Genomic DNA, 12,984 nt, shown 5'->3' on the forward strand with positions numbered 1-12,984 from the left:
ATTGAGCTAAGCGCCCGTCCAGCGAGGCGGCCGCTTCTCGACGAACGCGCGCACACCCTCGTGGAAATCGTCGCTGCCATAGGCGCGGCGGATCAGGTCTTGCGCATCCGGCAGATCGCGCAGCAGCAGGCGGTTCAGCGCCGTCTTGCTCACCGCCTGCGTCACCGGAGCGAGCTGGGCGAGCCGTTTGCAGAAGCGCTCCGATGCCGCGCCGACGTCGTCCGCCACCTCGTGCAGAAAGCCCGCCGCGAGCGCTTCGTCGGCCCCCAGCAGGTCCGCCGCCAGCAGCACGCGCAGCGCGCGGGGGCGTCCGAGCGCGGCCGCCAGGCGCGCGACGTTCTCCACCGACAGGCAGTTGCCCAGCGTGCGCGCGATCGGCACGCCGAATTTCGCGGACGGCGTCGCGATGCGGAAGTCGCAGACGGTCGCGATCACCAGGCCGCCGCCCACGCACCAGCCCTCGACGACCGCGACGGTCGGCTTCTCCAGCGATTCGAGGCCCGCGATGCACGCCTCGATGCGCTCCTCGTAGGCCACGCCGTCGTCGCCGGTGCGGAAGGTCTGGAACTGCGCGATGTCGGTCCCCGCGACGAAGGCTTCGCCGCCCGCGCCGCGAAAGCGGACCACGCGCACCGCATCGTCGCCGCGCAGTTGTTCGCAGATCGACGCGAGCGATTCGTACATCGCCCACGTCATCGCATTGCGCGCCTCGGGCCGGTCGAAAGTGACCGTGGCGATGCCCCCGTCGATGTCGAGCCGAACCGTCACGAGAATGCTCCTTTCGCTTCCAGCGCCGCAGGGTCGAGTCCCAGCTCCTCCAGCACCTCGCGCGTGTGTTCCCCCAGCAGCGGCGGATGGCGCCGCACCTGCTGCGGCGTTCCGGACAGCTTCACCGCGAAGCCGATGTTGGGCACGGAGCCTTCGACGGGATGGTCGATCTCCATGCGCATGCCGCGTGCCCTGGCGTGCTCGCTGCCGAAGGCCTCGGGATAGCCGAGGATCGGGCCGGCCGGGATGCCGTTGGCGAGCAGCGTGTCGACCCAATGGTCGCGCGTGTGCAGGCGAAACGTCTTCTCCAGCTCGTCCTGCAGGGCCTGCCGGTGGGCCAGGCGCGAGGCGATCGTGGCGAAGCGCTCGTCGCGCAGCAGATCCTCGCGGCCCATCAGCGCGCACAGCTGCAGCCACAGCTTCTGGTTGTTGGCGCCCATGACGAAATGGCCGTCGCTGCATGCCATGGCCTGGTAGGGCGCCGTCATCTTGTTCGAAGTACCCAGCGGCTCCGGGCGCTTGCCCGTGCCCCAGTAGTCGCAGATGTCCCAGACGGAGAACGCCATCGCCGCATCGAACAGCGCCGCGTCGACGTACTGGCCCTGCCCCGTGTTCTTCGCGCCGATGTACGCGGAGAGCGTCGCATAGATCGCGAAGAGCGCGCAGCCGATGTCGGCGACGGGCACGCCGCATTTCACGGGCGGCGAGTCGGGATAGCCCGTCACGCTCATCACGCCGCTCATCGCCTGCGCCATCAGGTCGAAACCGGGGCGGTCGGCCCATGGGCCGGTCTGGCCGAAGCCCGAGATGCTCGTGTAGACCAGCCGCGGATTGACCGCCTTCACGGCTTCGTAGCCGAGCCCGAGGCGCTTCATCGCGCCGGGCCGGTAGTTCTCGATCAGGATGTCGGCATCTTTCGCGAGCGCGAGCACGACGTCGCGGCCCGCCTCGGACTTCAGGTTCAGCGCGATGCTGCGCTTGTTGCGGTTCATGTTGAGGTAGCCGAGCGAGTCGGCGCCCTTCATCTTGAACCCCATCGAGCCGCGCGTCTGGTCGCCGGTGCCCGGCGGCTCGATCTTGATGACGTCGGCGCCGAGGTCGCCGAGCAGCATGGCCGCGTAAGGGCCGGCCATGACCTGGCTGATGTCGAGGACGCGGACGCCTTGAAGAGGCAATGGAGGCACGGTTTTCCTTTCGGGGACACCGCGGAACCGGCTTTGCCGGGCCGCTGGTGGCGCCCCCTCGAGGGGGAGGCGCCGCAGGCGCTTCGGGGGTGGGTCTAGATTTCGGCTTTCACGCCGGCGTCCTTGATGACCTTCGCCCACTTGGTCTTCTCGACGCTCATGAACTGCGCGAACTTCTCGACGCTGCCGCCGCCGTCTTCCGCGCCGGAAGCTTCGAGCTTCTCCATCACGTCGGGCATGACGAGCGCCTTGTTCACGTCCTCGTTCATGCGGCGCGCCATCGCGACCGGCATCTTGCCGGGACCCACCAGCCCATACCACGTGGTCGCCTCGAAACCGGGGAATCCCGACTCGGCCATCGTCGGCACGTTGGGGTGCCCTGCCGCGCGCTTCTGCCGCGTTTGCGCGATAGCGTGCGCCTTGCCGCCCTTCACGTGCGGCGTGGCGGCCGTCATCGTGTCGAAGCTGTACTGCACCTGCCCGCCGATCAGGTCGGTGAGCATCGGACCCGAGCCTTTGTACGGCACGTGGATCGCCTTCACGCCGGCCTGCAGCATGAACATCTCGAGCGCGAGATGCTGCGCGCTGCCATTGCCCGCCGAGCCGAAACTGATCTTGCCGGGGTTCGCCTTGCACAGGTCCACGAGATCCTTCACCGTCTTGGCGGGCTGCGCCTGGTTGCAGATCAGCAGGTTGGGCGTGACGCCCACGAGCGCGATGGGCTGGAAGTCCCGCTCGGCGTCGTAGTTCAGCTTCTGCAGGCCCGGCACGATGGCATGGCTGTTGATGTGCGCCATGTGCAGGACGGTCCCGTCGCCGGCCTGCTTGGCCACGAAGTCAGAAGCGATCGTGCCGGACGCGCCCGCGCGGTTCTCGACGATCACCTGCGTCTTCCACATGTCGCCGAGCTTCTGCCCGATGACGCGCGCGAGGATGTCGGTGCCGCCGCCGGGCGCGAAGCCCACGATGATGCGCACCGGCCCCGTGGGCAGGGTCTGCGCGCGGAGCATCGGCGCGGCCAGCGTCGCGGCCATGCCGATCGCGCCGGCGGTGAAGGTTCTGCGTTGCATGTGGTCTGTCTCCTTGTCGTTTCTTGTCCGTCGTGTCATCTCTTGCCGCGCGGCGGACTCAGGCCGCCTTCAGCAGCGCCACCGGCGCCGGATGCGCGGCGAAATAGTCCATCGCCGCCTGCACGCCGCTGCCCGCGAGCTTCACGCCCGAGAGCTTCAGCCCCATCTCGCAGCCCGAGAGCGCGGCCATGAGCGTGAGGTCGTTGCAATCGCCCAGGTGGCCGATGCGGAACATGCGGCCCTTCACCTTGCCCAGGCCCATGCCGAGCGACAGGTCGAAGCGTTCGTAGATCAGCTTGCGCACGGCGTCGGCATCCACGCCCTCGGGCATGACGACGCCGGTGAGCACGGGCGAATGGCTCGCGGCTTCGAGGCACTGCGTCTCGAGGCCCCACGCGGCCACCGCCGCGCGCACGCCCTCGCCCCAACGCACGTGCCGCGCGAAGGCGCCCTGCAGGCCGCCGTGCGCGGGCTCCAGCAGCATGTCGCACGCTTCGGCCAGGCCGTACAGCAGGTTGGTGTTGGGCGTGTACGGGAAGTAGCCGGTCTTGTTGAACTCCAGCATCTCGTCCCAGGCCCAGAACGACTTCGGCAGCTTCGCCGTCCTGCTCGCTTCCAGCGCGCGCGGGGTGAGCGCGTTGAAGCTGATGCCGGGCGGCAGCATGAGTCCCTTTTGCGAACCGGCGATGGAGACGTCCGCGCCGCATCCGTCGTGGTCGTACTCGGCGGAGCCGAGGCCCGAGATCGTGTCGACCAGCAGCAGCGCCGGATGCTTCGCCGCGTCGATGGCCTTGCGCACCGCCGCGATGTTGCTCGTGGCGCCGGTCGAGGTCTCGTTGTGGACGACGCACACCGCCTTGATCGAATGCTGCGCGTCGGACTTCAGCCGCTCCTCGATCAGATGCGGCTGCACGCCGCGCCGCCAGCCTTCCAGGCCGGGCAGCGCCAACACTTCCGCCTTCAGACCGAGGCGCGTCGCGACTTTCACCCACGAGGCCGCGAACTGGCCCGTCTCGTACATCAGTACATGGTCGCCCGGGCTGAGCGTGTTGGACAGCGCGGCTTCCCATGCGCCGGTGCCCGAAGCCGGATAGATGACGACGGGCTGCTTCGTCTGGAACACCTGCTGCATGCCGCGCAGCACGCGCTTGCCGAGCACGGCGAACTCCGGGCCGCGATGGTCGATGGTCGGATAACTCATCGCGCGCAGGATCCGGTCCGGCACGGGCGAGGGACCGGGAATCTGGAGGAAATGGCGGCCAGTCGGGTGAAAGTCGAGGGTCAGCATCCACGGATTTTTGCATACAAAATCCGGGCGTCAAGTTTATTCCTTCGGTTCTAGGGGTTTGACCGCAGGGCATATTGCATACAAAATTCGCGCCCAATGTCCGCCGAAATCATCTCCATCCCGCGCGCCAACCTGCACGAGCAGGTCGCGCAGCGGCTGCGCCAGATGCTGGTCGAAGGCCGCATCGCCCCCGGCGCCAAGCTCAACGAACGCGAACTCGCGGAGGTGCTGCAGGTGTCGCGCACGCCCCTGCGCGAGGCGATCAAGATGCTGGCCGCCGAAGGGCTCGTCGAACTCGTGCCGAACCGGGGCGCCATCGCGGTCGCGCTCGACGAGGACGCGATCCGCCACACCTTCGAGCTCATGGGCGGGCTCGAAGGGCTCTCGGGCGAACTCGCGGCGCAGCGCATCACCGACGAGGAACTCGCCGAGATCCGCGCGCTGCACTACGAAATGATGGCCGCCTACACCCGCCGGGACCTTTCCGCCTATTACCGCCTCAATGCGCAGATCCACCGCGCCATCAATGCGGCGGCACGCAATCCCGTGCTCGCCGCCACGTACGACCGCGTCAATGCGCGCCTGCAGGCGCTGCGCTTCCGCTCCAACCAGGACGGCGAGAAGTGGAAGGGCGCCATGCAGGAACACGAACGAATGATCGAAGCCTTGTCGAAACGCGACGCCGCCGCCATGCGCGAGGTGCTCGCCGCCCACCTGAAGAACAAGCTCGACGTGGTGCTCGGCCAGATGCGCTCCCCCGTGGCGGCGACCGCGCGCAAGCGCAGGAAGTCGGCCGAATGAACGCGCGCGTCCCGCTCTCCATCACCCCCGAGGACAAGGCCCGGGCCTACGACGTCGTCGCGCGCGTGACGAACGAAACGGCGGGCCGGCTGGCTGCACGCCTGGCGAAGGAAACCCGCGGCGAGACGCTGTTTTCCGCGGGCGACCGCGGCCGCTATGCGACCGACGCCTCGATCTACCAGGTCATGCCCGTCGGCGTGTTCGTGCCACGCACGGTCGACGAGGCGCGCACCGCGCTCGACATCGCGCGCGACCTGGGCGTGCCCGTCATCGCGCGTGGGGGCGGCACCAGCCAGTGCGGCCAGACGACGGGCGCGGGGCTCGTGATCGACTGCTCGAAGCACGTGCGCCAGTTGATTCGCGTCGATGCGGACAGGCGCGAGGCCGTGGTCGAGCCCGGCATCGTGCTCGACCACCTCAACGCGCAGCTGAAGAAGACCGGACTCTGGTATCCCGTGGACGTGTCCACGAGCGCGCAGGCCACCCTCGGCGGCATGGCCGGCAACAACTCGTGCGGCAGCCGCAGCATCGCCTACGGCAACATGGTGCACAACGTGCTGGGCATGGAGGCGTGGACGTCCGACGGCGCACTGCACGCCTTCGGCCGCTTCGAGGACGCCACCGGCACGGCCCGCGAACTCGGCGAACGCATCCGCCAGCTGGCCGAAGACCTCGCGCCCGACATCGACCAGCGCTGGCCCAAGGTGCTGCGCCGCGTGGCGGGCTACAACCTCGACGTCTTCCGCAACCAGAACGAGCGGCCTTACACGCGCGACGGCGGCGTGAATCTCGCGCACCTGCTCGTGGGCAGCGAAGGCACGCTCGCGCTCACGAAGTCGCTCACCCTGCAGCTCGCGCCCCTGCCGCGCCACAAGGTGCTGGGGGTGGTCAACTTCCCGACCTTCTACAAGGCGATGGACACGGCGCAGCACATCGTCAAGCTGGGCTCGGACGGCCTGTTGACGGCGGTCGAGCTGGTCGACCGGACGATGATCGAGCTGTCGATGAAGAACCCGGCGTTCGCGCCCACGGTCAAGGCGGCGGTGATCGGCCGGCCCGACGCCGTGCTGCTGGTCGAATTCGCGGGCGACGACAAGACGGCGCTCGTGCGCAAGCTCGGCGAGCTGGTCGCGCTGATGGGCGACCTGGGCCTGCCGAACTCCGTGGTGCAACTCGTCGACGAAGGCGCGCAGAAGGCACTGTGGGAGGTGCGCAAGGCCGGCCTCAACATCATGATGTCGCTGCGCGGCGACGGCAAGCCGGTCAGCTTCATCGAGGACTGCGCGGTGCCGCTCGAACACCTCGCCGAGTACACCGACCAGCTCACGCAGGTGTTCCGCCGGCACGAAACGCGCGGCACCTGGTATGCCCATGCGTCGGTCGGCACGCTGCACGTGCGGCCGATCCTCGACATGCGCCAGCAGGGCGCGGAAAAAATGCGGCGCATCGCCGAGGAAGCCGCCGTGCTGGTGCGCCGCTACAAGGGCGCGTACAGCGGCGAGCATGGCGATGGTCTTTGCCGCGGCGAATGGATCTCGTGGCAGTTCGGCCCGCGCATCTCCGAAGCGTTCGCGGAGATCAAGCGGATGTTCGACCCCATCGGCCTGCTCTGCCCGAACCGCATCATCGACCCGCCCCGCATGGACGACACGCGGCTGATGCGCTTTCCGCCCTCGTATCGCGTGATTCCGCTGAAGCCCGCGCTCGACTGGACCGCATGGGACGTCCAGAACGATGCGCAGACGGAGAAGGCCACCGCGCCCGGCACCGGCGGCGACCCCGCCGGCGGTTTCGCCAAGGCGGTGGAGATGTGCAACAACAATGGCCACTGCAGGAAGTTCGACGTCGGCACGATGTGCCCGAGCTACCGCGTGACGCGCGACGAAAAGCATCTCACGCGCGGCCGTGCGAACACGCTGCGCCTTGCGCTGTCGGGCCAGCTCGGCGGCGAGGGGCTGCTGCACGACGAAGTGCGCGAGGCGATGGAACTCTGCGTGAGCTGCAAGGGGTGCAAGCGCGACTGCCCCACGGGCGTCGACATGGCGCGCATGAAGATCGAGTTCATGGCGCAGGACGCGCGCGCCAACGGCACGACGCGGCGGCAGCGGCTCATCGCGCGCCTGCCCGACTACGTGGCGCGTGCGAGCCGCTTCGCGGGCCTCCTGAACCTGCGCAACGGAATCCCCTGGCTCGCGAAGCTCGGCGAAAAGTACCTCGGCATCTCCGCGCGTCGCAGCCTGCCCGCGTTCCGCGCCGACCACTTCTTCGCCAGCGGCGTGAAGAGCGCGACGCGCGAGCAGGTGTTGAGCTCCGGCCGTCCGGTTGTGCTCTTCGTCGATACGTTCAATGGCTATTTCGATTCGGAGAACGCGCACGCCGCCTTCAAGGTGCTGCAGGCCGCAGGCTACACGGTTCACGTCGCGAGCAAGGAGAAGCCCGACGGCAAGCATCTGTGCTGCGGCCGCACGTACCTCGCCTCGGGTCTCGTCGACGAGGCGCGCGAGAAGGCGCAGGAGCTCATCGCGTCGCTGCATCCCTTCGCGGCGCGCGGCATCGCCATCGTCGGCCTCGAACCCTCGTGCCTTCTGACCTTGCGCGACGAAGCGCTCGCCCTCGGCCTCGGCACGGTCGCCGAAGACGTGTCGCGTCACGCGATGCTGTTCGAGGAATTCCTCGCGCGCGAAGCCGCCAACGACCGCCTGGAGCGTCTTCGGCATGCCTTGCGGCCTTTCGAAGGCAAGCTGCTGGTGCATGGGCACTGCCACCAGAAGGCGATGGGCGCGATGCCGCCGGTGATGGAGGCGCTGAAGCTGCTGCCCGGCGCGAAGCCCGAACCGATCGAATCGAGCTGCTGCGGCATGGCCGGCGCCTTCGGCTACGAAGCGAAGCACATCGACGCGTCGATGGCCATGGCCGAACTGAGCCTGCTGCCGGCGATCCGCGCCGTGCCCGACGCGACGATCGTCGCGGACGGCACCAGTTGCAGGCACCAGATCCACGACGGTGCGCAGCGCGAGGCGATCCACGTGGCGAAGCTGCTTGCGGATCATCTCTGACAAGGAGGACCCGAAGCCCCGCTTAAGATGGCTCGCATGCCCTCCTCCGCGCCCTGCATCATCCGCGCCGCCCTGCCTTCCGACGAACCCGCGTGGCGCGCGCTGTGGCGGGCGTATTGCGACTTCTACGAGGCGGACGTGGGCGACGAAGTCACGGCGCGCACCTGGAAGCGCATCCTGGACCCCGATTCGGCGGTGATGTGCGTCGTGGCCGAAGCCGAGGGCAAGGTCGTCGGCTTCGCGCATTGCGTGGTGCATGAGAACACCTGGGAGACGCAGCCCGTGTGCTATCTCGAGGATCTTTTCGTCGCGCGCACGGCACGCGGCCGCGGCGTCGGCGCGGCGCTCATCGAATGGCTGCGCAACGCCATGCGGGCCGAGGGCTGGGCGCGCGTCTACTGGATGACGAAGGAAGACAACGCGGTGGCGCGGCGGCTGTACGACCGCTACTCGAAGGCGGATGGCTTCGTGCGGTATGTCATGAAGCCACGCTGAAGGCGGCTGTCCGTTCTCCCGGCTACCCGAAGACGAACTGCGGCGCGCCGCCGCTGCCGCCTTCTACCCGCGCGCAGGACACCTGCCACACTTCCTCGATTCGCTCGGCCGTGAGGGCCTTGGCGACGGGACCGATGAGCGGGCCGTGCGCCGATCCCAGTACGAGCGCGTCGTCCGCATAGCGAAGCGCGAGGTTGATGTCGTGCAGCACCACGACGGCGCCGACGCCCCGGTCATGCGCCCACGCGCGCACGAGACGCAGCACCGCGTGCTGATGCGCCAGGTCCAGCGCGGCCGTCGGTTCGTCCAGCAGCATCCAACGCGCTTCCCCGCCGGGTAGCGGCTCCCACACCTGGGCGAGCGCCCTCGCCAGATGCACGCGCGCCTTCTCGCCGCCCGACAGCGTCGCGAAGGTGCGCTGCGCGAGATGCGCGACGCCGGTCACTTCCATCGCCTCCCGCACGATCGCGGATTCGTCGGCGCCCGGACGCCGACGATGCGGATAGCGGCCGAGTTCGACCACCTCCGCGGCCGTGAAATCGAATGCCACGCTCGACTCCTGCGCCATCGCCGCGCGACGCGTCGCCAGCACGGCGGCCGGACTGCGGCGCACCTCGACGCCATCGAGCAGCACGGCGCCTTCGTCGGCGACCCGCTGGCCTGTCAGCAGCGACAGCAGCGTGGATTTGCCCGCGCCGTTCGGCCCCGCGATCACGGTCACGCGCCCGGGTTGGAGCACGGCGTCGACGGGCGGCACGAGGACCTTGGGGCCGGCGCGCGCGCATGCGGCACGCAGTTCGAACGTCATACGCGGGACCTGAAATGGCGCAGCAATAGGAGGAACATCGGCACGCCGATGGCCGCGGTGAGCACGCCCAGGGGCAACTCCGCCGGTGCGAGCACGGTGCGCGCGACCGCGTCGGCCGCGAGAACCAGCGTCGCCCCCAGCAGCGCCGAGGCGGGCAACACGACGCGATGGTCCGGTCCCGCGACGAGGCGCACCCAGTGCGGAGCGATCAGGCCGATGAAGCCGATGATTCCGGTCGTCGCCGTCACCGCGCCGACCGCGAGCGCGGTGGCCACGATGACCTGGCGCTTCACGCGTTCGACGTTCATGCCCAGCAACGCGGCCTGCGCCTCGCCCAGCGCGATGGCGTTGAGCGCATGCGCCCGCGCCAGGCCCACGCCTGCAGCCACCGCGACGACGGCCGCGACCAGGATCACCGCGCTCCAGCGCGCCGCGCCCAGGCTGCCCAGCAGCCAGAACTGGATGTTGCGCAGCTGCTCGTCGGTCGCCATGAAGTTGAGGAATCCGAGCCCCGCGCCCGCCAGCGCGTTGATCGCCACGCCGGCCAGCAGCATCAGCCCGATGTGCGTGCCCGCCGGCCCCTGCGCAAGCGTGTACACGAGGGCGGTGACCGCAAGTCCGCCCGCGAAGGCGGCCGCCACGAGCAGCCAGCTGCCGAGCGCGCGCGGCGCATCGGGCAGCCACCAGGCGCCGAGCACGATGGTCGCGCCCGCCGCGAGCGCGGCGCCACTGCTGATGCCGATCAGGCCGGGGTCGGCCAGCGAATTGCGAAAGAGGCCCTGCATCAGCGCGCCAGCCAGCCCGAGCCCCGCACCCGCGGCCACGCCGAGCACGAGGCGCGGCAGGCGGATGTTCATGAAGACGAGCCGCTCCTGCGAGGGTGCGTCGTTGCCTGCGAGCGTGTCGAGGAGCAGCGCCAGCAGTTGCCCGGGCGAGATCGCGAAGGCTCCGCGCGCGCTGCCGGCCACGAAAGCCGCGAGCAGCAGCGCCCCGCCCAGCAGCAGCACGGTGCGGGGGGCGAGCCGGTGGCCCACGCCGGCGTTCACCATGCCGCGAAGCGCCGGTGCAGCGTAGCCACCGCCTGCGGCAGGCGCGGCCCGAAGCCGAGCAGCAGCAGCGCGTCGAGGCTCACCAGCGCCTTGCGGCGGAAGGCCGGCGCCAGCGCGAGTTCGGGACGCATCCAGAACTTCGCCTCGCCGCCTTGTGCCTGCAGGCCCTGGTCGGTGATGAGGAGCACGTCGGGCGCGGCGCTCGCCATCGCTTCGGCGGTCAGCGGGCGGTAGCCCTCGAAGCCGGCGATCGCATTGGTCGCCCCCGCGAAGCGGATCAGCGCGTCGGCCGCGGTTGCCGTGCCGGCCACCTGCGGGCTTGCGGCGTGGGACAGGATGAACAGCACGCGAGGTTTCGACCGCGTCGCCGCGGCGACCTGACGCAAGACGGCCTGCCATTCGTCGTCGAGGCGCCGCTGCAGCGATTCCGCCTGCGCCGTGCGTGCGCAGGCCCGGCCGACCGCCTGCACCTTGCGCTGCACCTCCGACCACGTGTGGTCGGCCTTCACCAGTTCGACCTGGACCCCCGCATTGCGGAGCTGGTCCAGCACGACGGGCGGCCCGGCTTCGGTCGTCGCGACCAGCGCGGTGGGACGCAGCGACAGGACGCCCTCGGCCGACAGCTGGCGCATGTAGCCGACCTTGGGCGTGCGCAGCGCCTCCGCCGGAAACAGGCTGGTCGTGTCGGTGCCCACCAGTTGCGACTGCGCGCCGAGCGTGTAGACAATCTCGGTGATGGCGCCACCGACGGTGACGATGCGCGGTGAGCGGGCAACTTGTGCCTGCCCCTGCCCCTGGCCCTGCCCCTGCCCTTGCGCTTGCGAACTCGTGCCCAGCAGGGACGCGGCGGACAGGCCCAGAACACGCAGCGCGGCACGGCGCGTGGCGCCGCTCGATGGACATCCCTCCGTCAAGCCGGCTGCGGGATTCGCCTCGGGACGGCCACGGCGGCTCATGCCTCGGCCTTCGCGAGCCGGGGCAGTCCGCGGACCAGCGTGCGCCAGTCCTCGCGCTCCGGCACGCCGGGCTTGCGCGCGCCGAAGAACATGGCCATGAGCCCGCCCTCCCCGTCGAACGCCTCGACCGACGTCACCACGCCATCGCTGGTCGGCTTCTCCACGATCCAGGTACCCGCAACGAGGTCTTCGCGCAAATGCAGGTTGAAGCCTTCGTCCAGCACGTTGAGCCACTTCATGCCATGGACCTCCAGCGGCTCGATACGCGTCACGGGACCCGTGTGGATCTGGATGCAGCCGGGGCTGCCGACGAACACCATGATCGGCGCGCCGCCGAAGGAAGCCGCATACAACAGGTCGCGCAAGGCCTGCGGGGCAACCCGCCATGCATAGCGGCCCTCCATCAGCCGGAAGCTTTGCTGCCGCTCCACGCCGAACTGCTTCAGCAGGCCGAAGAACTGGTGCGTGTCGGTCATCTCCGACCAGGCTTTCCCGAGCGCCCGACAGTCGAACGACGAATCGGGCTTCTGCGCCGCAGGGGCCTCGGCGCGGCGGAAGACCGCGGTCGCCGCATCCGCGGCGAACACCGTGGCGATGGACGCCAGCGCCACGCGGTCGCTGCCCTCGCGCGCGAAGATCTTGTGCACGGCGGTGCCGTGCGCATCGAAGAACTGCAGGCTCATCGACGGCGGATTCGACCGATTGGCGGCGGCTTCCGTCACCGCGAAGCCGGCATGCCACTGAGCGAAGAAGAGGCGCAGATCGATCTCTTCGCCGAGCGCGAGGCCGATGGGGCCGGTGGCGGAGAGGTTGCGGTACACGCCGGTCTTCTCGTGCACGACGCCCTCGTTGCGCGTGAGCGCGAGCAGCGGCCCGCAGGCCTCGAGCGACTTGAGCAGTTCGATCCAGGGCCCGCGCAGCGGCGCGGCTTGCAGCGTGCCATCGTGCTCGCCCGCGTGCGCGGCGACCGCTTCGCCTTCGCTGACGCCGCAGGCCGCGGCCGCATCCTTGTGCCGCTTGCCTTGCGCGCGCGCGGCGGCGAATCGTTCGCGCAGTTCGGTTGAATTCGTCATGGTGGGCTCTCTCTCAGAAATCGGCGACGAACGACACGCGCACGTTGCGCCCGGGCTGGGTGTAGGCATCGACGACCGTCGAGTTGGATGCGACGCCGCGCACGTCGGCCCACTGCCAATACTTCCGGTCGGTGAGGTTGTAGAGGCCGACGGAAAGACGCATGCCGGGGCGGATGCGCCACTGCGCGCTCAGGTCGAACGTGGTGGCCGATGGCGTGGCGAACTGCGTGGCAGGCGCGGTGACGAGTCCGGCGCTGTGGATGTCCGAAGCCTTCTTCGCCGCCCTATGCGTCGCGTCGAGGCGCACGGCCCACACTTCGGCGTCGAACTTGAGCCCCGCATTCAGCCGGGACGGGTTGACGGAATTGACGGGCCGGCCGGTGTTCGTGTCCTTGCCGATCGCGCGGCCGTAGGCGAACGGCGTCGACAGCTTTCC

The 12,984-nt window shown here is 69.4% G+C and carries 12 protein-coding genes; 3 read left to right on the plus strand and 9 right to left on the minus strand.

Features of this window, described 5'->3' with window-relative positions:
* Positions 1-6: 6 nt before the first annotated feature.
* From AB7E83_RS16935 to AB7E83_RS16950, 4 genes are all read right to left on the minus strand, one after another.
* A complete protein-coding gene (locus AB7E83_RS16935; RefSeq protein WP_428571500.1) occupies positions 7-768 on the minus strand; it encodes an enoyl-CoA hydratase/isomerase family protein in 762 nt (253 codons plus the stop codon).
* Positions 765-1,952: a CaiB/BaiF CoA transferase family protein gene (locus AB7E83_RS16940; protein WP_428571502.1), complete on the minus strand. Its 1,188-nt coding sequence runs from the start codon at positions 1,950-1,952 to the stop codon at positions 765-767. Before AB7E83_RS16940 ends, AB7E83_RS16935 begins: the two co-directional genes overlap by 4 nt.
* 95 nt (positions 1,953-2,047) lie before the next feature.
* The gene (locus AB7E83_RS16945) at positions 2,048-3,022 is read right to left on the minus strand and encodes a Bug family tripartite tricarboxylate transporter substrate binding protein (RefSeq protein ID WP_428571504.1); all 975 of its coding nucleotides are present in this window, start codon (positions 3,020-3,022) and stop codon (positions 2,048-2,050) included.
* A gap of 58 nt (positions 3,023-3,080) precedes the next feature.
* Complete coding sequence (locus AB7E83_RS16950) at positions 3,081-4,310, minus strand: pyridoxal-phosphate-dependent aminotransferase family protein (protein WP_428571506.1); 1,230 nt, start codon at positions 4,308-4,310, stop codon at positions 3,081-3,083.
* Between the two features lie 96 nt (positions 4,311-4,406).
* Between AB7E83_RS16950 and AB7E83_RS16955 the strand changes: the two genes are divergently transcribed.
* Genes AB7E83_RS16955 through AB7E83_RS16965 form a run of 3 tightly spaced genes read left to right on the plus strand, consistent with a single transcriptional unit; the run spans position 4,407 to position 8,662 of the window.
* Complete coding sequence (locus tag AB7E83_RS16955) at positions 4,407-5,111, plus strand: GntR family transcriptional regulator (protein WP_428571508.1); 705 nt, start codon at positions 4,407-4,409, stop codon at positions 5,109-5,111.
* The gene (locus AB7E83_RS16960) at positions 5,108-8,167 is read left to right on the plus strand and encodes an FAD-binding and (Fe-S)-binding domain-containing protein (protein ID WP_428571510.1); all 3,060 of its coding nucleotides are present in this window, start codon (positions 5,108-5,110) and stop codon (positions 8,165-8,167) included. Before AB7E83_RS16955 ends, AB7E83_RS16960 begins: the two co-directional genes overlap by 4 nt.
* Positions 8,168-8,203: 36 nt before the next feature.
* Positions 8,204-8,662: an N-acetyltransferase family protein gene (locus tag AB7E83_RS16965; RefSeq protein WP_428571512.1), complete on the plus strand. Its 459-nt coding sequence runs from the start codon at positions 8,204-8,206 to the stop codon at positions 8,660-8,662.
* Positions 8,663-8,684: 22 nt separating this feature from the next.
* Here AB7E83_RS16965 and AB7E83_RS16970 read toward each other — a convergent pair whose 3' ends face one another.
* The 5 genes from AB7E83_RS16970 to AB7E83_RS16990 all read right to left on the minus strand — a co-directional run.
* Complete coding sequence (locus AB7E83_RS16970) at positions 8,685-9,470, minus strand: heme ABC transporter ATP-binding protein (protein ID WP_428571513.1); 786 nt, start codon at positions 9,468-9,470, stop codon at positions 8,685-8,687.
* Positions 9,467-10,519, minus strand: a complete 1,053-nt coding sequence (locus tag AB7E83_RS16975; protein WP_428571515.1) for a FecCD family ABC transporter permease — start codon at positions 10,517-10,519, stop codon at positions 9,467-9,469. The genes AB7E83_RS16970 and AB7E83_RS16975 overlap by 4 nt, the downstream gene beginning before the upstream one ends.
* Entirely contained in the window at positions 10,513-11,475 is a 963-nt protein-coding gene (locus AB7E83_RS16980) for a heme/hemin ABC transporter substrate-binding protein (protein ID WP_428571517.1), read from the minus strand. Before AB7E83_RS16980 ends, AB7E83_RS16975 begins: the two co-directional genes overlap by 7 nt.
* A complete protein-coding gene (locus tag AB7E83_RS16985) occupies positions 11,472-12,548 on the minus strand; it encodes a hemin-degrading factor (protein ID WP_428571519.1) in 1,077 nt (358 codons plus the stop codon). The genes AB7E83_RS16980 and AB7E83_RS16985 overlap by 4 nt, the downstream gene beginning before the upstream one ends.
* A 13-nt stretch (positions 12,549-12,561) precedes the next feature.
* On the minus strand, positions 12,562-12,984 hold a 423-nt coding region (locus AB7E83_RS16990), incomplete at its 5' end, for a TonB-dependent receptor domain-containing protein (RefSeq protein WP_428571521.1).

Source organism: Ramlibacter sp. (genome assembly GCF_050250995.1).
Taxonomy (GTDB): domain Bacteria; phylum Pseudomonadota; class Gammaproteobacteria; order Burkholderiales; family Burkholderiaceae_C; genus Ramlibacter.